The sequence below is a fragment of the Actinoplanes sp. NPDC026623 genome (assembly GCF_040638275.1).
Classification (GTDB): Bacteria; Actinomycetota; Actinomycetes; order Mycobacteriales; family Micromonosporaceae; genus Actinoplanes.
On sequence record NZ_JBEZXZ010000016.1, the window covers coordinates 60,437 to 81,470 of the forward strand.

General features: G+C 70.5%; 21 protein-coding genes. 9 read left to right on the forward strand and 12 right to left on the reverse strand.

Translation table 11 applies throughout. The features are described from left to right. The first annotated feature begins 21 nt into the window (after window positions 1–21). The 6 genes from AB0F10_RS07670 to AB0F10_RS07695 all read left to right on the forward strand — a co-directional run bounded on the left by AB0F10_RS07670 (window position 22) and on the right by AB0F10_RS07695 (window position 5,120). Complete coding sequence (locus AB0F10_RS07670) at window positions 22–873, forward strand: hypothetical protein (protein ID WP_360621127.1); 852 nt, start codon at window positions 22–24, stop codon at window positions 871–873. 40 nt (window positions 874–913) lie between these two features. Next, on the forward strand, window positions 914–1,840 hold the full coding sequence (locus AB0F10_RS07675; protein ID WP_360621129.1) for a cation diffusion facilitator family transporter: 927 nt from the start codon (window positions 914–916) through the stop codon (window positions 1,838–1,840). Window positions 1,841–1,919: 79 nt separating this feature from the next. Then, window positions 1,920–3,311, forward strand: coding sequence for an amidophosphoribosyltransferase (purF, locus tag AB0F10_RS07680; protein WP_360621131.1), 1,392 nt, complete (start codon window positions 1,920–1,922; stop codon window positions 3,309–3,311). Between the two features lie 44 nt (window positions 3,312–3,355). Continuing rightward, the gene (locus AB0F10_RS07685; protein ID WP_360621133.1) at window positions 3,356–3,802 is read left to right on the forward strand and encodes a PaaI family thioesterase; all 447 of its coding nucleotides are present in this window, start codon (window positions 3,356–3,358) and stop codon (window positions 3,800–3,802) included. A 36-nt stretch (window positions 3,803–3,838) separates the two neighbouring features. Further along, on the forward strand, window positions 3,839–4,348 hold the full coding sequence (locus tag AB0F10_RS07690) for a hypothetical protein (RefSeq protein ID WP_360621135.1): 510 nt from the start codon (window positions 3,839–3,841) through the stop codon (window positions 4,346–4,348). Window positions 4,349–4,394: 46 nt separating this feature from the next. Further along, a complete protein-coding gene (locus AB0F10_RS07695; protein ID WP_360621137.1) occupies window positions 4,395–5,120 on the forward strand; it encodes a DUF4184 family protein in 726 nt (241 codons plus the stop codon). A gap of 18 nt (window positions 5,121–5,138) precedes the next feature. Here AB0F10_RS07695 and AB0F10_RS07700 read toward each other — a convergent pair whose 3' ends face one another. The 3 genes from AB0F10_RS07700 to AB0F10_RS07710 all read right to left on the reverse strand — a co-directional run bounded on the left by AB0F10_RS07700 (window position 5,139) and on the right by AB0F10_RS07710 (window position 10,358). Further along, window positions 5,139–5,780: a TIGR03085 family metal-binding protein gene (locus AB0F10_RS07700; RefSeq protein WP_360621139.1), complete on the reverse strand. Its 642-nt coding sequence runs from the start codon at window positions 5,778–5,780 to the stop codon at window positions 5,139–5,141. A 72-nt stretch (window positions 5,781–5,852) separates the two neighbouring features. Further along, the gene (locus AB0F10_RS07705; protein ID WP_360621141.1) at window positions 5,853–9,149 is read right to left on the reverse strand and encodes a S8 family serine peptidase; all 3,297 of its coding nucleotides are present in this window, start codon (window positions 9,147–9,149) and stop codon (window positions 5,853–5,855) included. A gap of 96 nt (window positions 9,150–9,245) precedes the next feature. Next, window positions 9,246–10,358, reverse strand: a complete 1,113-nt coding sequence (locus AB0F10_RS07710; protein ID WP_360621143.1) for an LLM class flavin-dependent oxidoreductase — start codon at window positions 10,356–10,358, stop codon at window positions 9,246–9,248. 150 nt (window positions 10,359–10,508) lie between these two features. Between AB0F10_RS07710 and AB0F10_RS07715 the strand changes: the two genes are divergently transcribed. Genes AB0F10_RS07715 through AB0F10_RS07725 form a run of 3 tightly spaced genes read left to right on the forward strand, consistent with a single transcriptional unit; the run spans window position 10,509 to window position 13,787 of the window. After that, window positions 10,509–11,711, forward strand: a complete 1,203-nt coding sequence (locus AB0F10_RS07715) for an LLM class flavin-dependent oxidoreductase (protein ID WP_360621145.1) — start codon at window positions 10,509–10,511, stop codon at window positions 11,709–11,711. A 16-nt stretch (window positions 11,712–11,727) separates the two neighbouring features. Continuing rightward, complete coding sequence (locus AB0F10_RS07720; protein WP_360621147.1) at window positions 11,728–13,101, forward strand: NtaA/DmoA family FMN-dependent monooxygenase; 1,374 nt, start codon at window positions 11,728–11,730, stop codon at window positions 13,099–13,101. After that, window positions 13,098–13,787, forward strand: a complete 690-nt coding sequence (locus AB0F10_RS07725; protein WP_360621149.1) for a GNAT family N-acetyltransferase — start codon at window positions 13,098–13,100, stop codon at window positions 13,785–13,787. Before AB0F10_RS07720 ends, AB0F10_RS07725 begins: the two co-directional genes overlap by 4 nt. A 7-nt stretch (window positions 13,788–13,794) precedes the next feature. Here the strand turns inward: AB0F10_RS07725 and AB0F10_RS07730 are convergent, their stop codons facing one another. From AB0F10_RS07730 to AB0F10_RS07770, 9 genes are all read right to left on the reverse strand, one after another. Continuing rightward, on the reverse strand, window positions 13,795–14,292 hold the full coding sequence (locus AB0F10_RS07730) for a hypothetical protein (protein ID WP_360621151.1): 498 nt from the start codon (window positions 14,290–14,292) through the stop codon (window positions 13,795–13,797). Window positions 14,293–14,623: 331 nt separating this feature from the next. Next, window positions 14,624–15,154, reverse strand: a complete 531-nt coding sequence (locus AB0F10_RS07735) for a DUF2716 domain-containing protein (RefSeq protein ID WP_360621153.1) — start codon at window positions 15,152–15,154, stop codon at window positions 14,624–14,626. A gap of 122 nt (window positions 15,155–15,276) precedes the next feature. Further along, entirely contained in the window at window positions 15,277–16,104 is an 828-nt protein-coding gene (locus AB0F10_RS07740; RefSeq protein ID WP_360621155.1) for a hypothetical protein, read from the reverse strand. Window positions 16,105–16,805: 701 nt separating this feature from the next. Then, on the reverse strand, window positions 16,806–17,438 hold the full coding sequence (locus AB0F10_RS07745) for a hypothetical protein (RefSeq protein ID WP_360621157.1): 633 nt from the start codon (window positions 17,436–17,438) through the stop codon (window positions 16,806–16,808). A gap of 222 nt (window positions 17,439–17,660) precedes the next feature. Next, complete coding sequence (locus tag AB0F10_RS07750; RefSeq protein ID WP_360621159.1) at window positions 17,661–18,188, reverse strand: AAA family ATPase; 528 nt, start codon at window positions 18,186–18,188, stop codon at window positions 17,661–17,663. A gap of 131 nt (window positions 18,189–18,319) precedes the next feature. Further along, a complete protein-coding gene (locus tag AB0F10_RS07755) occupies window positions 18,320–18,691 on the reverse strand; it encodes a VOC family protein (RefSeq protein WP_360621161.1) in 372 nt (123 codons plus the stop codon). Further along, window positions 18,688–19,155 carry a hypothetical protein gene (locus AB0F10_RS07760; RefSeq protein ID WP_360621163.1) on the reverse strand — a complete coding sequence of 156 codons (468 nt, stop codon included), beginning with the start codon at window positions 19,153–19,155 and terminating at the stop codon, window positions 18,688–18,690. The genes AB0F10_RS07755 and AB0F10_RS07760 overlap by 4 nt, the downstream gene beginning before the upstream one ends. Window positions 19,156–19,366: 211 nt before the next feature. After that, window positions 19,367–19,918 carry a GNAT family N-acetyltransferase gene (locus AB0F10_RS07765; protein WP_360621165.1) on the reverse strand — a complete coding sequence of 184 codons (552 nt, stop codon included), beginning with the start codon at window positions 19,916–19,918 and terminating at the stop codon, window positions 19,367–19,369. Between the two features lie 73 nt (window positions 19,919–19,991). Continuing rightward, the gene (locus tag AB0F10_RS07770; RefSeq protein ID WP_360621167.1) at window positions 19,992–20,720 is read right to left on the reverse strand and encodes a class I SAM-dependent methyltransferase; all 729 of its coding nucleotides are present in this window, start codon (window positions 20,718–20,720) and stop codon (window positions 19,992–19,994) included. Between the last annotated feature and the right edge of the window lie 314 nt (window positions 20,721–21,034).

Consider the following 21,034-nt stretch of genomic DNA (forward strand, 5'->3'; position numbering starts at 1 on the left):
GCCCGTGAGAGAATTCCGGCCATGGGAAATCAGGGCACGACCGGCAACCTCGACTCGCGGGTCTCCCTCGCCCAGGACAAGAAGACCGGCCCCGCGGTGCTCTTCGGGCTCTCCTCCGACCCGTCCGCCCAGGTTCGCGCGGCGGTCGCGGCCCGTCCGGACGCCCCGGCGGAGGCGCTGCGCCCCCTGGCCCGGGACCGGGACCGCACGGTCCGGCAGGCGGTCGCGAGGAACCCCGCCGCCTCACAGGGAAACCTGCTGCGCCTCGTCGGCGACGCGGACCGCAAGGTGCGCTGGGCGGTCGCGGCCAACCCGTCATGCGATGCGCGGATACGCCAGCTCATGGCGAAGGCGCAGGACAAGGAGCTGCGCGGCCTGGTCGCGGAGATGGAGGCGCTCGAGCCCGAGCTCGCCGCGCTCCTCGTCGGCGACGTCTCTCCCGAGGTCCGCGAGCGGCTCGCCCGGCACACGTACGACCCGGAGGTCCTCGCCGCGCTGCTCCCGGACCGCACCGTGCGGGTGCGCAAGGGCATCGCCGCCAACGAACAGACCACCGCCGAGCAGCGGCACATCCTGGCCAACGACTCCTCGCCCGACGTCCGCGCCGCGCTGGTGCGGGCGGTCGAGCTGGACGAGGCCGACCTGCGGGCCCTGCTGAACGACCGGTCCGCCGACGTGCGGCGCGCGATGGCCACCTCCGCCGTCATCCCGTCGCACATCCGGCAGGCGCTGCAGGACGACCCCGACGAGACGGTGGCGGACGAGGCCCGCCGCTACCGCGGCCCGCAGATCGCCGACAGGCCGGCGGCGACTCCCCGCGCCGGGCACCGCCGCACCCTCGGCAAGCGCTTCCCGGGCAAGACCGCCCGCTAGCGTCCGGTTGGGGTTGCCGCCGAGCGGGTAGTGGCAGCCCGTGGGCGGCGAGGGCAAGAGCGGGAGTACCCGCACGGTGGTGGTCGCCGTGGTGGTCAATCTGGTCATCGCGGTGGCGAAGACGTTCGCGGCGCTGCTGACCGGGTCGGCGTCGATGTGGGCGGAGGCGGCTCACTCCGTCGCCGACACCGGCAACGAGGTGCTGCTCTTCGTCGGCCTGCGCCGGTCGACCCGGCCGCCGGACGCCGCGCGCCCGTTCGGGTACGGCCAGGAGCGGTTCTTCTGGGCCTTCCTCGCGGCGCTGGGCATCTTCCTCGTCGGCGGCGTCCTGTCGATAGGCGAAGGCATCCGCAGCATGCTGCTGCCGGAGCCGCTGGACTCGCTGTGGATCGGCGTCGGGGTGCTGGTCGTCGCGGCGGTCTTCGAGGGATACTCCTGGCACACCGCCCGGCGGCAACTCCGCGGCGAGGCCCGCGATCGGGACCGTTCGATGGTCGAGCACCTGGCCCGCGCCTCCGACCCGAGCGCCACAACCGTGTTCCTCGAGGACACCGCCGCGCTGATCGGCCTGGCGGTGGCGCTGGCCGCCCTGCTGCTGCACGCGCTCACCGGCTGGGCCGGCTGGGACGCCATCGGCAGCGTCGTGATCGGGATCCTGCTGATCGCGGTGGCGGCGCTGCTGGCCCGCCGCTGCAAATCCCTGCTGCTCGAGGAGTCCGCGCCGCCGGACGTGCTGGAACCCATCCGCGACCGGGTGACCCGGGCCGACTGGGTGGGAGAGCTCACCGAGATCCACGCCGTCTATGTCGGGCCCTCCGACCTGCTGATCAACCTGTGGATCACTCCGTCCCCGGCGGAACGCGACCGCACGGCGGGCGAACTGGTCGAGCAGGTCGGCCGGCTGCGCGGCGACCTGATGGCCGACCCGGCCGTCGCCCAGGTGACGATCACCCTCACCCAGGACTGACCCGCCGGTCACCGGGAACCACCCGGACGTGGCGGTCGCCGGTTCGCCGCGGGCGGGCCTCGTCCGTATAGTCGGCGCGGTGGCAGATGGCAGCGACGGCCCGAAGGAAGCCTGCGGCGTTTTCGGGGTCCGCGACCCGCAACAACCCGCAGCACACCTGACCTATCTCGGACTGTTCGCGCTGCAGCACCGCGGCCAGGAGTCCGCCGGCATCGCGGTCAGCGACGGCACCAAGATCATGATCGACAAGGACATGGGTCTGGTCTCCACCATCTTCGACGAGCACCGGCTGCAGGCCCTGCCCGGCACGATGGCCATCGGGCACACCCGCTACGCCACCACCGGCGCCAGCGCCTGGTGCAACGCCCAGCCCGTCGCCCGCCACGCCGGCGACGTGTTCTTCGCCCTCGGCCACAACGGCAACCTCGTCAACACCACCGAACTCGCCGCCGGCCGGCACGACGCCGACATCGGCAGTGACAGCGACGTCGTCGCCGCGCTGCTCGCCGACGCCCTGGCCGGCGACGCCGACGGCGACCTGATCGCGGCGCTGACCGCCGTGCTGCCACGGCTGCGGGGCGCGTACTCCTTCGTGGTCATGGACGAGACCCGGCTCATCGGCGCCCGCGACCCGCACGGCTTCCGGCCCCTGTTCCTCGGCCGATGCGAGACCGGCGGCTGGGTCCTCGCCTCCGAGACCCCGGCCCTCGACGTCGTCGGCGCCCGCGTCGTCCGCGAGATCGACCCGGGCGAGGTCGTCGTCATCGACGACGACGGCGTGCACAGCATCCAGTTCGCCCCGCCGCAACGCCGGGCACTGTGCTCATTCGAGTTCGTCTACATCGCCCGCCCGGACGGCAGGCTCGCGGGCATCGGCGTGCACGCCGCCCGCCGCCGGATGGGCCGGGCCCTGGCCCGGCAGTCGCCCGTCGACGCCGACATGGTCATGCCCATCCCCGACTCGTCGATCCCCGGCGCCCAGGGATACGCCGCCGAGTCCGGCATCGAGTACGGCGACGGCCTCATCAAGAACCGCTACATCGGCCGCACGTTCATCGCGCCGACCCAGCAGTTGCGCGACAACGCCGTGCGCATCAAGTTCAACGCGATCGACGACAACGTCGCCGGCAAGAAACTCGTCGTCGTCGAGGACTCCATCGTCCGGGCCACCACCCTGCGCGCCACGATGCGGCTGCTCCGCGACGCCGGCGCGGCCGAGATCCACCTGCGGGTGCTGTCCGCCCCGTACCGGTGGTCCTGCTTCTACGGGCTGGACACCTCGGACCGCAGCAAGCTCATCGCCTCCACCATGTCCGTCGAGCAGATCTGCGAGCACCTCGGCGCGGACTCCCTCGCCTATCTCGAACTCGACCAGATGCTCACCGCGATCTCGCCGGAGCCGGGCGGGTTCTGCACCGCCTGCATGACCGGCGACTACCCCGTACCGATCCCCGGAATGTCCACCACCTGACCGAAAACCCGGATGGAGCAGGGATGGCTGCGAGCAGGACTACGATGACCGGGCTCGAGTCGCTGCGCGCCCTGACCGGATCGGGCGATCGCCCGCCGCACCTCGGCGACCTGTTCGGGATGGAGGTCGTCTCGATCGAGCACGGGTCGGTGGTCTTCGCGATCCGGCCGCAGCCCCGGTTCGCCAACTTCAGCGGCACGCTGCACGGCGGCGCCTACGCGATCCTGCTGGACTCGGCGATGGGCTGCGCGGTGCACAGCGCGCTGGCGGCCGGGTTGCGCTGCACGGCCATCGAGCTGAAGGTCAACTTCATCAGATCGGTCGCCCTCGACGGCGGCCGCCTGCTGGCCTCCGGCAAGGTGATCCACCTCGGCCGCCGGACCGCGACCGCGGAGGGGTCCATCAACGACGAGAGCGGCCGGCTCGTGGCACACGGCTCGAGCACCTGCCTCATCCTCCCCGCGGACGAACAGACAGCCGTCCCCCGGTGAGATCAGCGACGATGACGTGATGATCCATACGCGGACTTGACCTCACTGCTCGCCTCGTCGCTCTTCGTCGACGCGGACGGCGACCTGATCCGGCATTACTCGCAATGGCGGGGCGCGGCATCCGACGAACGCGGCCTCGTAGAGGCGGCGGTGCCGGGCATCGAGCTTCGCGACCATGCCGAGTACCACCTCTACCGCGGCAGCCGATCCGACGCGGGCCGGGTGCCGGGCGCCATGGTCGCGGTCCGGGTCGACGCCGAGGGTGCGGATCTGGCTCGGACCTGGGTGGACGCCGTGTTCGAGGCGCTCGCGCGGGACGAGAACCTGCCGGCGGGTGGCATCGGTGGCTTCTTCCATCTCAGCACCGACGGCCGGCACGTCCTCAACTACGCGGAGTGGGAGACTGCCGAGGACCACCGCCGCGCGCTCGCGGCGCACGGCGGGGGTGTCTCCCAGGGTCCGTTGTGGGACAGGGTCCGGTACATGCCCGGGGTACGCCCGGTAAGCGTCACGCGCTTCCACCTGCACCACACGCTCACCGCATAGCGCCGATGGAAGCGGGGTGATTTACCCGGTTGATCTAGAATGGGGAATGCCATTCACCGCAGTCCATCCGGCCGCCGTGCTGCCGATCGTCCGTTACGGACTGCCCGGTTCTGCTCTCGTGATCGGCTCCATCACGCCCGATCTGCCGATGATTCTGCCGGTGCCGACGGTGGTCCATTTCGCACACACGCCGTCGGGGCTCGTCACCGTCGACCTGGTGATGGGCATGATCGCCTTCGTCCTGTGGCAGGTGCTGTTCGGCCCGGCCGTGCTCGCGCTCGCGCCGCGCGCCTTGTCCGGCCGCGTTCCGGCCGGACTTCCTAAGGGGCTCGCGTTCCACCGCGCGACCGGGGTGCGTATCGCCCTGGTGCTTGCCGGGGTCCTGATCGGTGCCGCGACCCACATCGTCTGGGACGCCTTCACCCACGACTGGATGTGGGGGCCGGAACTGCTCCCGTGGCTGGCGTCTCGGCACGGCTCGATGATGGGATGGCAGTGGATACAGCACATCAGCGACTTCGCCGGGGGCGCGATCGTCGTGGCGTGGGTCGCCGTCTGGTGGCGGGGCACTCCCCGGCGTACGGAAGACGAGGCGCTGCCGCGGCGGATCCGGGTGCTGGCGTGGCTGGCGGTCCTGGTTCCGGCGACCGCCGGCTTCCTGTACGGGCTGCTCACCGCCTCCTGGTTCGTCGCGTTCTCCCGGGGCGCCGGGCTGGGCGCGGTGTGCCTCGTCGCCGTCAGCGTGACCTGGTGGGTACGCACCCGGCGATGAGCCGGTCGGGCGAGGACGTCACATGCCGAACCGCGCCTGGCGCACGGCGCTGATGGCGGCGTCGGTCCCGGTCAGCTCGACCCGTGCGGCGTCCTGGCGGCCGAAGAGATGCAGCAGCAGCTCGCCCGGGGATCCGGAGAGACGGGCGGTCGGTTCTCCGCGCCGTACCGGATGGGTGTGTGTTGTTCCGGCCCACTGAAGCTCGAGTCCCGCGCCGCGCAGCCGGCGGGTGAGGAACCGCGCGCTGCGGGTGACGTTGTGCCACAGCGCCTCGTCCATCGCGGGATCGAGGTTTCGCGGGCCGCGACCGTTGGCCCTGCGGACGTCCTCGTGGTGCACGAAGAATTCGTTGAGGCCGGGAAAGCGCCGCACCCAGCCGATCCGGAAGAAGCCACGCGAAGGCCCCGACCGCACGGTGGCGGTGAGCGCGGTGAAGTCCCGCTGCGCGAGCTGCCGTCGCCGTCGCTCGGCGAACCGGCCCCACGGGCCGGCCAGGACGAGGCCGGGTGCGGCGAGCGCATCGCGGTCGTGGAGCACCAGGTGCGCGGCCATGTCGCGGGTCGTCCAGGGTGCGAGCAGCGTCGGCGCCTCGGGGCCGAGCTCGTCGAGCAGGTCGCTGAGCAGCGCGCGCTCGACGTCGTCGAAGAACTCGGCCGGCATGCCGGCGCTCCCCTCGCTGTGTCGGCGAGGCCGGGCGGTGGGCCGTCGCCCACCGCCCGCCTGCTTCGATCCTTACCCGACCTGGTACGCCCTAAGCACCGTCACCTCGGCGGTGTTTCCCATTACGTCGGTGGCCTTGGCGCGCAGCGACACGAACCCGGTCCGCGGGTTGGTCACCCGCACCGTCCGCCGGTCGCCCGCTCCGCGCACCGGGGCCTTGTGCCACGTGCGCCCGCCGTCGGTCGAGAACTCGACGGTCAGCGCGCGGTTGCGCTTGGCCGCCGAATCTGCCGTCCGCTCCACCGTGACGGGGATGACGAACGCACGGCCCGCCGGCGCCACGTTGCTGCTGTTGACGCGCGGGCTGAATCGCACGGTCGACAGCGGCAGGCGCACCGGGGTCTCGCCGGCCGTTGCCGACCGGAACGTCCAGGCCGCGGAGATCGAGGTCGACAACCGGAACGGCGCACCGCGGGTGGCGGACTGTTCCAGCCGGTACCTGGCGCTGCCCGCCGGCACCTCGAACTCGGCGTAGCCGAGCGGCTGCTCGCCGATCAGCTTGCCGCCGGTGTAGAGCGCGGTCCGCGCCGTCACGGTGCGGGCGTCGCCCTGGTGCCCGAGGCCGTCGCCGAACAGCGGGACGCCGGACGCGATCAGATTCTCGACCCGCACCGCCACGGCGCCCTTGCCGGCGACCGAGGGGGCGAACACCGCACGGTTCCAGTCCTCCCGGTAGGTCCGGCCCGCCCGGTACCGCTTGTCGGGCGAGACCGCGATGCTGAGCAGCTCGGGGAAGCTCTCCGGGTCGCTCTGCACCTCCTGGTCGAACTCGCCCGACCAGGCGACCCCGCCGTCTGTGTTCACATATTCGGTGCGCCCCGACGGCAGCCGGAGCGGGATGCCGACGGTCCACACCCCGATGTCCGGTCCCAGCACGGCCCAGTTGAACTTGGCGCCGGTGGCGCCCTTGGCCTCCCGGGCGAAGCCGGACTTCACCGTGGCCAGCTCGCCCGTGCGGACGCGCTTGACGACGCCGTTGTAGAAGGCGCCCTTGTTCAGGTACGCGAGGTTGTAGGTGAACGGGGTGTCCCGGAAGGTCTCCCCCGCCGCGTCGAGCTTCGCGAAGGCCGCATTGACCGATCCGTAGAAGCCCGCCTGCCTGGTGCGCGGGCCGAGCTGCCCCACGAAGATGTCGTCGCCGGTGCCGGACACCGCGGTGGCGCCGACCGACCACGTGTCGCCGACCCAGTCGGCATTGACCGCGACCAGGGCCGGCGTCGCGTCCCTGCGGGGCACGATGATCTTCACCGGCTTGCCGTGAATCGCGTCCAGTTGCAGGGTCGCCGCGCGGTCGACCACGAGCTTCGGCTGGATCAGCATCGTCGTGTCCGACTCGGAGGAGAGGTAGCTGAACAGGCCGTACTCGCCCTTGGGCACCCGCAGCTTGTCGACCGCCGCGTCGCTGGAGACGTCGTAGGCCGACGGGGTGCCCAGCCGGCTCAGCACCGTCAGGTGCTCGGCGGGCTTACCGTCCCGGCCGTGGTGCACCAGCGTGATGTCGTAGCTCTCCACCTCGCGGTTCACCGCGAGCGGGGTCTCGACCCGGACGTCGCCGGCGCCGGTCGCGACGACCCGGCCGGTCTTGAAGCCGTCGGTGCCGGGCCCGTGGGTGTCGGCCGTGACCGTGGTCGTGGCGGTGCCGCCGGCCGGCACGGTGACGCTGGTCGCCGCCAGCGAGAAGGTGCCGGTGTCGCCCACGAGCGACAACGACAGGGTGATCGGCCCGGTGCCGCCGTTGCGGTAGGTCACGGTCTTCGTGACCGGCGCGTCGTCGTCGTGCGGCCACTCCTGCCGGCCGAAGCTGACGCTGCCCTCGTCGACGGACACCGACTGGCGCACCGCCCGGGCCACGTCGACGCGGCCCGCGCCCTGGCCGAAGACGTCCACGCCGTCGGTCGGTTTCGCGGCGCCCATCAGCAGGGTCTTGCGCTGCTTGGCGGACCAGCCGGGGTGCTGCTGGGTGACGATCGCCGCCGCGCCGGCGACGTGCGGGGTGGCCATCGAGGTGCCGGAGAGGCTGACGTAGCCCTCCGCGGCGGGCGTGCCGATCTGGCCGTTGGCCGCACCGGCCGCGACGATGTCCACGCCCGGCGCGGTGATGTCCGGCTTGATCGCGTCGTCGCCGACCCGGGGGCCGCGGCTGGAGAAGACGGCCAGCTGGTCCTCGTCGTCGACCGCGCCGACGGTGAGCGCCGAGTCGGCGCTGCCGGGCGAGCCGACCGTCGCGGTGCCGCCCTCGTTGCCGGCCGCGATCACGAACAGGGACCCGTACGCCGCGGTGAGGTCGTCGACGGCCTGCTCCAGCGGGTCGATGCCCGGCAGGTCACCGCCGCCCAGGCTGAGGTTGACCACGGGGGCGGTCTTCGCCGCCCACTGCATGCCGGCCAGGATCGCCGACTCATCGCAGAAGTCGGTCTCGCACACCTTGCCGATCGCCAGCTTCGCGCCGGGCGCCACACCCTTGTACTTGCCGCCGGACTTCGCGCCGCTGCCGGCGATGATCGAGGCGACGTGCGTACCGTGGCCGACGAGGTCGTCGGTGCTCGGGTCGGTGGTGAAGTTCTCGCTCGCCACGATCTTCCCGGCGAAGTCCGGGTGGGTGGCGTCGATGCCGGTGTCCAGGATCGCCACGGTCACGCCGGTGCCGTCCAGGCCCGACTGCCAGGCCGCGGGCGCGCCGATCTGCGGCACGCTGACGTCCAGGTCGATCTTGCGCTTACCGTCCAGGTAGATCCGCTCGATGCCCGGGCGAAGGGCGCGGGTGGTGGCCGTGCCCCTGGTCAGGGAGTTCCACAGGTCAGCCCGCGCGGTGCGCTGCGCGCGCACCGCGAGTGCGCTCACCCCGCTCAGGTCGCGGGATACCCGGGCCGTCGCGCCGGTCGCCGCCCTCGCGCCGGCCGGTCCCTTGCGGCTTCCGGATCTCGGGTACGCGACCAGCAGCGGCAACTCGGCCTCGCCGGTGTAGCCGAAGTCGCGCAGCGCGGTCACGTCGAACAGCCGCTGGTCGAGCCGGCCGTCCCGGAGCAGCGGCAGCGCGTCCACCGGGATCACGTACTGGTGCCCGCGGGTCTTGCGGCCGACGAACCGGGTTCCCGCCCGTCCGGGCGCGCCCTCGACACTGGTCCTGCCGTCCGCCGCGACGATCACCCGGTCCCCGGTGATCAGGGTGATGCTGGTCGGCTTCGCTGCAACCCGGGCTGGTGGTGCTCCCGGGCCGGGCGCCGCGGACGCCGAGGTGGGCGCGACCGCGACGAGCGCGGCAACCGTCCCCAGGGCGAGCAGCGTTGTTGGCAGTTTTCTCAGGCGCACAGAGGGCCCTCCCGTCGGCCGGGCCTCGCGACCCGGCTCCCATAGATGGCCGTAACTCTTCCACGCCCGCGCAACCCGGCCGTCCGGATCGGGCGCTCAGCCGTGCCAGAGCTTGGCCAGCAGCTCGAAGGAGTGGACCCGGTCGGCATGGTCGTGTGTCATGGTGCTGACCAGCAGTTCGTCGGCTCCGGTCACCCGGCGCAGGGTCTCCAGCCGCTCCGCGACGGTCTGCGGTGACCCGACGAACTGTGTCTCCACCCGGTCGGCGACCAGGTCCCGGTCGGCGGGGGTCCAGGGATGCGCCGCGGCCTCCTCGACGCTCGGGTACGGGATCGCGCCGGCGCCCGTGCGCACGCTGCGCACCCACAGCCCGTACGGGGTGGCGAGGTGGCGTGCGGTGTCGTCGTCGTCGGCCACCAGCACGTCCGCGGACACCATCACCCGCGGCCGGTCCAGGACCGCCGACGGCCGGAACGCGGCACGGTAGGCCTCCACCGCCTCGAGGACCTTGGCCGGCGCCACGTGATAGTTCGCGGCGAACGGCAGCCCGCGCGCCCCGGCCACCCGGGCGCTCTCGCCGCCGCTGCTGCCCAGGATCCAGACCTGCAGGTCGGCGCCCTCCCCCGGCACGGCGCGGGCCTCGTTTCCCAGCCCGTCGGTGTACGGCCCGGCGCGCAGCGTCTCGATGTCGCCGACCACGGTGTCCAGGTCGGCGGGCACGGCGCCGGGCTGCTGCAACAGCTTGGCGAACAGCGCCGAGCGGGCCGACCGCAGGATCGGCGCGAACGAGAAGGATCGCGGTATCAGCAGCCCGTCGACGACCCGCGGCTCGGTCGGCCGTTCCGGCGGCGCGTCCAGGGCCGACGTGCGGCGCTGGGCGGAACGGCCCAGTCCGAGGTCGAACCGGCCGGGGTGGAGGGCGTCCAGCAGGCCGAACTGCTCCAGCACCGCCAGGGGGGTCAGGAAGCCGGTCTGCACCGCGCCGGAGCCGAGCCGGATGTGCTCGGTGACGGCGGCGATCTGGCCGAGCAGCACCGCCGGCTGCGAGCTGGCCACGCCGGGTGTGAGGTGGTGCCCGGCCACCCAGTACCGGTGGTAACCGAACTGCTCGGCCCGCCGCGCCAGGTCGAGGGTGCGGCGCAGCGCGTCGGCGACGGTTCCACCGGACACGATCGGTGCGAGATCCAGGATGGACAGCGGCACAGTCATCGAAGGCCTCCTGCGACGTTCCGACTAGCCTATTCCTATAGTTGAACTAGGATATAGGCAAGAGAGCGTAATGCATATTAAGTCGATAGAACTTGTTGGCGCGACGTCCGCGCTCTAGGGTCATCGCCAACCGTGATTGCGGAGGCACCGATGCCCGAAGCCACACCGATACACCTCGCCGTGGCGCTCGACGGCGCCGGATGGCATCCGGCCGCCTGGCGCGCACCGAACGCCCGCCCGGCCGAGCTGTTCCGGCCCGGCTACTGGACGGACCTCGTACGGGAGGCGGAGCGCGGCCTGCTCGACCTCGTCACCATCGAGGACTCCCTGGGCTTGCAGTCGTCGCGGCGCGACGGCCCCGACGACCGCACCGACCAGGTACGCGGGCGACTCGACGCGGTGCTGGTCGCCGCGCGCGTGGCACCGCTGACCCGGCACATCGGCCTGGTACCCACGGCGACGGTCACCCACACCGAGCCGTTCCACATCTCGAAGGCGATCGCCACCCTCGACCACGTCAGCAACGGGCGGGCCGGCTGGCGGGCACAGGTGTCCGGCCGGCCCGACGAGGCAGCCCATTTCGGACGGCGGACGATCCCGCCGATCCGGATCGACGACCTCGAAACCCCCGAGGTGCAGGACCTGCTCGGCGATCTCTTCGACGAGGCGGCGGACCACATCGAGGTGGTGCGCCCGCGCTGGGACAGCTGGGAGGACGACGCGGAGATCCGCGACGCCGCCACCGGCCGGTTCATCGACCGCGAGAAGCTGCACTACATCGACTTCAAGGGTGCGAGGTTCAGCGTCAAGGGCCCGTCGATCACGCCCCGGCCGCCGCAGGGGCAGCCGCCGGTGACCGCCCTGGCGCACGCCACCATCGCGTACCGGCTGGGTGCCCGCGGCGCCGACATCGTGTACGTGACACCCGCCGACGCCGCGCACGGCGAGGCGATCGTGCGCGAGGTCCGGGAGCAGCAGGCCATCGCCGGCCGCGCGGACGAGACCGTGCACGTCTTCGCCGACCTGGTCGTCTTTCTCGGCGACACCGACGCCGGCGCCCGCGACCGCAAGGCGCGCCTCGACGACCTCGCCGGCGCCGCGTTCGCCTCCGACGCCACCGTGTTCACCGGTACGCCGCGGGGCCTCGCCGACCTGTTGCTGCGGTGGCGGGCCGCCGGCCTGACCGGCTTCCGGCTGCGCCCGGGCACGCTGCCGGACGACCTCGAGGCCATCACCCGCGCCCTCGTGCCCGAGTTGCGGCACCGGGGCGCATTCCGTCACGCGTACGAGGCGACGACGCTGCGGGGCCTGCTCGGCCTGCCCCGTCCCGCGAACCGATACGCCAACAGCTGAGTCTCTGGGAGCGACGATGAGCAGGCCCCGCAAGCAGATCCACCTGGCCGCGCACTTCCCCGGCGTCAACAACACCACCGTGTGGAGCGACCCCCGCTCCGGCAGCCACATCGACTTCGACTCCTTCGTACGGCTCGCGCAGACCGCCGAGCGCGCGAAGTTCGACTTCTTCTTCCTCGCCGAGGGCCTGCGGCTGCGCGAGCAGGCCGGCCGGATCTACGACCTGGACGTGGTGGGACGGCCGGACACGTTCACCGTGCTGGCCGCCCTCGCGGCGGTCACCGACCGGCTCGGACTGGCCGGCACGATCAACTCGACCTTCAACGAGCCGTACGAGGTGGCCCGGCAGTTCGCGACCCTGGACCACCTCTCTGACGGCCGGGCCGCCTGGAACGTGGTCACCTCGTGGGACGCGTTCACCGGCGAGAACTTCCGGCGCGGCGGGTACCTCGCCGAGGACGACCGCTACAGCCGGGCCACCCGGTTCCTGGAGACCGCGACGGAACTGTTCGACTCGTGGCCCGAGCCGGGGATCGTCGCCGACCGCGACCGGGGCCTGTTCATCGAGGACCCACGCATCGGCGCCTTCCGCCACGACGACGCACACTTCGAGATCGCCGGGCAGTTCAACGTGCCCCGCAGCCCGCAGGGACACCCGGTGATCCTGCAGGCCGGCGACTCCGACGGCGGACGCGAGTTCGCCGCCCGCACCGCCGACGCGATCTTCAGCCGGCATGGCGGCCTGGAGGCCGGGCGGGCCTTCTACGCCGACGTCAAGCGGCGGCTCGCCGCCTACGGGCGTACCCATGAGCAGTTGTTGGTGTTGCCCGCCGCGACCTTCGCCATCGGCGACACCGACGCCGACGCACACGAGAAGGCCGCGATCATCCGCCGCCAGCAGGTCAGCGGCCAGACCGCGCTGCGCTTCCTGGAACAGCTCTGGAACCGCGACCTCAGCGCCTACGACCCCGACGGCCCGCTGCCCGACGTCGACCCCGACGTCGGCGAGTCGCACATCGCGCGCGGCCGCGCCAGCGTACGGATGCACCGCGACCCGCTCGCCACCGCGCGCGAGTGGCGCGAGCGCGCCGAGGCCGGCAACCTGTCGATCCGCGAACTGATCATCGAGGTGACCGGCCGGCAGACCTTCATCGGCACGGCGGCCACGATCGCCGCCAGCATCGACGACCTGGTCCAGAAGGACGCCGCCGACGGCTTCATCCTGGTCCCGCACGTCACCCCGGACGGGCTGGACGAGTTCGCCGGCACCGTCGTCCCGCTGCTGCAGGAGCGGGGCGTGTTCCGCGCCGACTACACCGGAACGACCCTGCGCGACCACCTCGGCCTGTCGGTGCCCCAGCGCGACCCGGTCGCATCGGGCGCCCGATGACCACCGTCGACCCGGGGATCCTGGACAACCCGGTCTGGGCCGCGCTGCGCGGCGCCCACGCCCGATTCGCGCAGGTCAACGGGCGGGCCGCGCGCTACCACCCGGACGTGGCGCCGTTCCACACCCTGGCCGACCCGGCCGAGCCCGGCGCCTGGGACGACCTGCGGGGCCTCGTCGGTCCCGGCGCCGAGCTGATGCTCTCGGGCGAGGATCTCGCCCCGCCGCCCGGCTGGACCCTGCTGACCGAGGTCGGCGGCGTCCAACTGGTCGACGTCGCGTTGCGCGCCGAACCCGACCCCGGCGCGGTCGTCCTGACCGGCGCCGACGTGCCGGAGATGCTCGACCTGGTCCGGCGCACCCGGCCCGGGCCGTTCCTGCCGCGCACCGTCGAACTCGGCACCTACCTCGGCATCCGGCAGGACGGCGTGCTGATCGCGATGGCCGGCGAACGCCTGCACCCGCCCGGCTGGACCGAGATCAGCGCGGTCTGCACCGACCCCGCCCACCGCGGCCGTGGCCTGGCGACCCGCCTGGTCCGGGCGGTGGCCGCCGGCATCCGCGCACGCGGCGAAACCCCGCTGCTGCACACCGCCGCCGACAACCACCCGGCCATCCGCCTGTACGAGTCACTGGGCTTCCGGCTGCGCCGACACACGACCTTCGGAAGGGTCCGGTCCCCCGCCTGACCGGAAATCAGAGCTCCTCCAGGAGCAGAACACCCTCCGGTGAGTAGAAGTAGGCGCGTGCCTGCCGGGCCCAGTCCTCGATCTCCGAATCCCCCGCCTGCGACAACCATTCGGAAAGCCGCGCGTGCTCCTCGGTGTGGCCGTTCTCCCTCAGCCACCGCAGCGTTTCGTCCGGGCCCGCCCCGAAGACGGCCTGTGCGTCGAAGCCGATGCCCAGGTCCATGTCGCCGGTGCGGAACTTCGCGGCGAACAGGCGGGGCGAGTCTGCGGGATCACCGATCAGGAAGAGCAGAAAGGCTGTCACGTAGATCTGCTCGAACTCGTCACCGTCGCCAGCGTCCGGACCTTCGCGCCAGACCCTTTCGAGGTCGAAGATCTCCCGCAGCATCGCGTGGTGGGGACGCGGGTCACCGACGTCCACCATCCTAAGCGCTTCCCGGCGCGAGGCCGGACTCGACAGGTCAACAGACTTGGGCACGCGTGCACGGTAGTCCAGCGGGGTCACGGATCCTGCCGCCGGCGTCCATCACCTCCGCCGGCTCCTCCGGAAGCCGCGGATCGACCAGACGCGGTCACCGCTTCCGCGGCCACCAGGGACGCTTGCGCGGCGGGGTGGCGTTCGTGGCGAACGACAGCGACGCCGTTCCGTGGCGGGTCGGCGCTCCCAAGACGTACGGCAACTTGGGCCAGGTCAGCGGCACGGCATCCGGCTCCCGTCCACACCGATCCGCGCTCGCCGGCTTCCCGGCCTCAGGACCTCGTGGGCGATCACAACCGTCACGCCACGCAGTCTGCCGCAGGCCGTGCCACGGCACAGTCCAGATCCCGCGATCGCGTTACGAGGTCTGTGTCGGCCCAGGCACGGGTGTTCCCGACTCCCGGACCCGGCGCAGGAGGATCCGGTCCAAGGCGTCGGCAACCTCGGCGAGCAGGGACTCCCCCATGACACAGATGGTGTATTCCCAAGGATGCCCGAAGGTACCGAAGCTGAAATCCTCGGCCAGATGGATGTTGTAGTCGCCGTCGGGCATCATGCTCGCCGGCCATTTCGGCGCGTGTGCCGCGGTGAGGTGATGCGGCCGGATTCGATAGCACCGATGTTGCCAATCCAGGACCAGCAGAGTGCCCTCCGGCGGAGTGCACGCCCACAGCCCGGCCTTCACGGCAGCCACCATGCCGTCGAGCCGCCGATGGCCCGGGTCGTCATCCAGCGCGCCGAGGCTCCAGGTCACGGAGTCAACCGGCTCCTTGATCGCGGGCCAGGTTGCACTTGTCATCCCCGAGCGGAATGCGAACTCCCGATGGAACCGGTCCCACAGGCGTCCATACTCAGGATTTTTCAGCGTCTCGACAGCGCTGGTAGCCATCCTGGCTCCGTTCGCGAGATTGGGTTCTGGCGCATATCCCGCAGGCGATCCCTGGGAATCTGCTCGGATCGGCGCGGTTGCCGAGGTAAGGCCTGGGCGGATAGACGGTCGGCGCCCGTCGGTCATGCAGGGTTGCGCGGCACGGCGTCGCGCGGTCCTCGATCAGTGTCCTGGAAATCGCTGAGCTGGATCGCCATGAGGAAATCTACCGGCGATGCCGTCGATTCGAGTATCAACGGACCGTTGGCTTCGAGTGGTGCTTGTGCGCGCGTCATTGCCGCGGCGTCCAGTTCCGGCAGGTCCTCGTCATCGACGATCCGCGACTCCCGGACGATCCTCAGCTGCTCGTCGCGGAAGAGTTCGGCGGCCCGAGCCGCACTGAGACGCTCAAGCGCCTCCATCCTTCCCATGACCCGCCTGTGCGTGCCGAATATGACCGCTTCGTGCACCATGTCTACCGGCGGTGGTTGCGCAGCCGTCTCCTGCCCGGTAGAGGCCACCGACTCGCGAGTGGCTGCCGCCTTTGCGATGGTGGTCCGCCGACGACCCGTCCGATCCCTGACGGCCTTCAGCTTCGCCTTGGCCGATGGAATCACCTCGTCGCCAAGCCACTTCAACACAACCGGCGTGGCCCGCCTGATCAACTCACGGGTAATGACTACACCGGCTTGGGCCAGGAGCGCCCTGAACTCCTCGCCGGCCCTGGAGTGGGGATCCGCCGTGTATCGGATGTTCGGCTGGGGAGCACAAGTCGAATTGACCTCTTCTTGGTGCGCAGCCGGCCGGAGCGTGGACTGCCCGAGGTTCCCCGAATCCGGAGTACGGAACCCAGAGGTGAAACTGCCCGGTTCCTTCTGCGAGTGAAACAGGTTCGCCCCGGCCGGCCGTTTGACCCACATCAGTTCTTCCACCATCGCCGGTTCATCGTGCCGTGTCGGTTCTTCCTGCATCGCCGTCCTCGCCTCAGCCCAACCCGTCCGTTCTTGACGTCGCGAAGCCACGCGCGCCGCGGCGACCATCGTGGCAGGCGACGTCATGTGCAGCCAACGATATGGCCAGCAGGAACTTCGCATGACGTTCAAGACAAATCACCGAATCCGCGCCGAAGTCGAGACTGGCACCAGATGTTCGCGGCTTCCGGCACCATGCCGTCGGCGTTGTGTACCGAGATATCCATTAGACCGGCGCAGTTGTGGATCTTCATGCCGATAGCGTCGGCAGCAGCTTCGGAGCCCGCTCGCGCTCCCGGCAAGCAATCATGAAACGAGCCGAGCGCCGGTGCGCGGACCTGGTCGATGAGATTTGCACTCGATCTTCTGGTCTCCGCGGCATCGTAGGCCCGGAATGCGCTCCGCCGCCGAGGTCAAATGCGGCGCCGGGGGCATATGGTCCCCATGGGGAGATCCGCGACGCCGCCTGGGACTGGTTAAGCATGCCTCGCAATGCCGACGGGATGCAGACCTACGTCGATCACTGGACCGCGAGAATCGCAGCCTTACCGACGATTGAGGGTGGACCTCCATTCCCCGGCGTCGCCGGTCGGCGGCCCGCCCTTCGCCACGAGCGCTCCCTGCTGCAATGAGGCCCGGCCAACCGGACCCCATTGTCAGGAATCGTCAGTGGGTGACCCTGGCCGGCCGGCGGACGTGTCTCAGTCGATCCGGCCGCACGGGCTGCAGGCGGGCGGGTTCGACGGCTGGTACTGGCGCCAATGCTGCGCCGCGGTAAAACCGGGGTGGGAGGTGTAGACGCGGTATCCACCGCCCGGCAGCGGGTTGGACGCCGACGCACTCAGGGCGTAGGAGGGACTCAGCTTGCTGACGAAGATGGTCTTGAACTCCGACCCGGAGTCGTAAAAGATGCTCCACTGGTGTCCGTCGGCCTGGTTCCTCTGTGCGGTGTAGGCGGCGTAGGTACCGGCAGAGTTGCCCGGCGGCGTGCTGAGGTTGCTGCTGAGTTCCCAGACGGCGTTGTCGAAGTTCTGGTAGTTCGTCACCTCGATGCTGTGGGGGACGGTGCGGCCCCAGTCGAAGTCGATCCACCACCACTGTCCGGGAGTGCTCGCGTTGCAGCCGGCCAGATACACCTGGTGTGTTCCGCTGCCGCCGGCCGGGGGCTGCGCGTTGGTGCTGAGGCAGCGCATGGGTCCAGGCGCGTTCACCCCGTCGTAGAGATCGTTGACCAGCATGTACCAGCCGGTGCCGGCCGCCATGGCCGGCGCCGGCGTCACCAGTGCCACGAGCGTGGCGACGACCGTGAGCAGCCCCGCAACCGCCGCCGACATCGAGCGTCTGGTGCTCGAAGAATTCCAGTTTCTCATGTGCCAACCATTAAGGATGCACGACGGCTTCTGCGACCCCGTAGGTGGCTGCCGGGTGAACGCGAGCTGAAAGATCCAGATCGGAGGACGTTTGTGTGCCAAGGACGGCGGACATCAACCGGCGGGGTGCCTCGCAATTGCGGCGGTGTCACGGAACCCGCAGTGAATTCTCCGAAGGCGGCTCAGTTATCGGACGCCGAGCATTCCCAGGATCTCGGACGCTATTCGTTCTGCCTCGAGCCTCCCAGAGTCGAAAACGTGATCGGCGGGGATCGCCGGCAGCAGCTCCCGGAAGCGGCGGTGTGCGGCTTGATGGAACCCCGGGTCGCGTGACAATCCACGCCCTGGATCGGACTGCGCCCGCGTGAACGTCACCGATACCGGGGCGTCTATGACGATCCACAACACGGTCGCGCCGTCCGGGAGTGCCCCGGTAAGGGCCGCCTGTTCCTCGGCCGTATAGATCGGTCCGACCACCACGACATACTCGACGCCCGAACGCATCCACTGGCCGACGAGAGCGCCATGTGCCTCGTGGGCTGCGAACCACAGGTCCACTGCGGCCGCGCCGGGTGTTCGAACCATCGCTGCGACGTCGTCGACATCCGCAACGACCACCGTCCTGCCCCGGCCGGTCAGGCGCCTGGCGAGCTCATCCGCAACGGTATTCTTACCGGCCGCGATAGGGCCCGTGAGGACCACGAGTTGGGTCACAGCTCAAATCTGCCGGACCCACCGCACATCCGCCAACTCACGAAGCCAGTCGCCACGGCTCGGCCCGACAGGTTCGCCATGACTGGCCGGGCCATCACCCGTTTCCCTACGGGTCCGTCTTGGGCGAGCAGCTAGGCGATGAGTGTCGTTTTCGGACGCAGGATGCAGAACTCGTTGCCCTCGGGATCGGCGAGCACGGTCCATGACTCCGTGCCGGCCTGCCCGACGTCGACCCGACGCGCGCCCAGCGCGAGAATCCGGTCAACCTCGGCATCCCGGCCGTCGGGACCGGGAGTGAGGTCGAGATGCAGCCGGTTCTTCACCGACTTTCTGTCCGTCACCGGCATGAAACAGATTCCCACCTGCGCGGTTTCATCGGCGCCGATGACGACTTCGCGCTCACGTTCGGACAGGATCCTCCAGTTCAGCATCTGGGCCCAGAACCGGGCCAGCGCCGGAAGGTCATGCGCGTCGATCACGATGTGGTGCAGGGACACGGTCACGTCCGCCAGTGTGCCAAGCCGCGACGCCCCTGGACATCCTGCAACGGCATCGCCCGGCGGCGACGGTAGTAGTGAATCGTGACGGCGCCGAGCAGCGGACCCCACAGCACAAGCGGGCCGTAGGAGAGCCAGAACGCGACGTACTGCCAGGAGTGCAGGTGCAGCCCGACATCGGTGCCACCCTCGACCGTGTGACCGGTCATCAGCATCGCCAGGGTGTAGGTCCAGAGCAGAGTCAGCACCGCCGCGCCGGCGCCGGCCGGCACGCCCGCCGCCGCGATCGGGATCCGCCGGCCGCCGAGCCACGGCACCCAGCGGGGTACGACCTCACCCCACGGCATGACCAGCCCGACGGTCAGGTACGCGAGCGCCTCGCTGAACACGGTCAGCCCCACCTGATACCAGGCACCGGTGAAGACCTCGAGGTCGCCATGGCCTCCGGTGGTCCTTTCCAACAACGGCACGCCCGCCACGAACGCGAGGACGCGCCAGACACCACTGGGGCAGCACGACCAACGCGGCACCGTGCGCGGCAATCACGGCCCAGGGCCGAACACCGGGGATCGAGGTCCTCATACGCGGAGCCTCCGCGCCCCGCGCTGAGCCCGCGCTGAGTAAGCCTGAGAATCTCCTCAGACTCCGGCTGGCCCACACGAACTGGGCAGACAAGTCCCATCACGGTGAGGAGGGTGATCGTGCGCGGCCGAGCCGCCTCGTGAGAAACAGGGTGGTCCCGTAGACCGCGTCCACGTCCTTCCGCTCGGTCTCGGCGAACCCGACCTTGGCCAGCACCCGGCGGGAAGCGACGTTCCAATCCCAGACCGTCGCCCACAGACGTTCGTATCCGGACGACCTCGCCCAGTCGATGACCGCGACCGAGGCCTCGGTCGCGTATCCCCGGCCCCAGAACCGGCGCAGCAACTCGAACGCCAGTTCCGGCTCCCCTTCCGCTCCCCGCTCGCCGTCGATCAGCCCGCAGTAGCCGATGACGTCACGGGCCGCCTTCCGCTCGATCGCCAGCAACCCGATCGACGACGGCCTGTCGGCGCGGATCCAGTCCGCAAGCTCGGCGACCGTGGGACGCCCATCCGCGCCGATGCGCCGATGCCGCGGCACCCGCGGATCACGCTCGGTCCACAACTCCCGCTGGACAACAGCCTCGGTCTCCCGCCAGGGCCTGAGCAACAGGCGCCCCGTCTCGAGGACGACCTCCGGTCCCGATTGCACTTCAGCTCCTATGACAACCCACCGCGGAGCCCTCACCCGAGGCCGGACAAACCACGCCGCGGTGGCCGGGGATTCAGACCCGGCGCATCCGGTAAACGCAGGCACGGTAGGGCATCTCGACACTGTCGCGGCCGGCCAGCGCGGGATCGGTGGTGGCCAACTCGCCGATCTCCCGATCGACCCGGGCCCGCTCGGCGTCGTCCGCGGTCAGATAGTAGGAACGAGACCGCACAAGGTCGATCAACCGGCCCGTCCGGATCGTGACGGCATGCTCGACCACACTCAACGTGGGCTCGGTAAACCACGGCGCCACCGGCCCGGACGGCCACGGGTTGTCCAGGTCAGACCCCTCGCTCCCGGCTATCCCGGACAACGCCGCGACCCACGGAACCCGTTCGTCGCGAACGTTCCACATCGGCGCGAAAACGCCGCCGTCACGCAACACCCGGTGAATCTCGGGAAGGGCATTCTCAGGCGTGAACCAGTGATATGCCTGTCCGACCACGACGGCGTCGACGCACCCGTCCGGCAGCGGAATGTCCTCGGCGCTGCCGGCGAGAAACCGCGTGGCCGGCCACCGCTCGGCGGCGACAGCACGCATCTGCTCATCGGGTTCGACCCCGACCACATCATGGCCGGCCGCAACCAGCGCCCCCGTAAGCAACCCGGTTCCTGCCCCCAGGTCCAGCACCCGCAGCGCCTCCGTGCCGAGCGCCGCAGCGATCGCCCCCACCGGATAGGTCGGCCGGATCGAGTCGTAAAGACGAGCTTCAGACCCGAAGGACAGCGCCGCGTCACTCATGACCACAACCCTACAGCGCTCAATTGCTGATCTTCAGGCCTCAGCCGGCAGAAAAAGGACCCCAGCGTCGCGCTGGATTCGCTGACCGCAACCGGCGAGGTACGTCCGCCTGACCCACCACCCACCCCGGCCTGCCCGACCAAACCTCCTACCGCGCCCACAACGCGGAAGCCATATCCCCCACCGCAAGGGGACCACCCGGACAACCATGCACCCAGCAGCGAGCAACCAGGAACCCAGCGCAAGGAACTCGAACGCAAGGGTGGGGCCGGGGGTGCCCACGAACGGCGTAAAAACGAACCACCAGCAGTTCG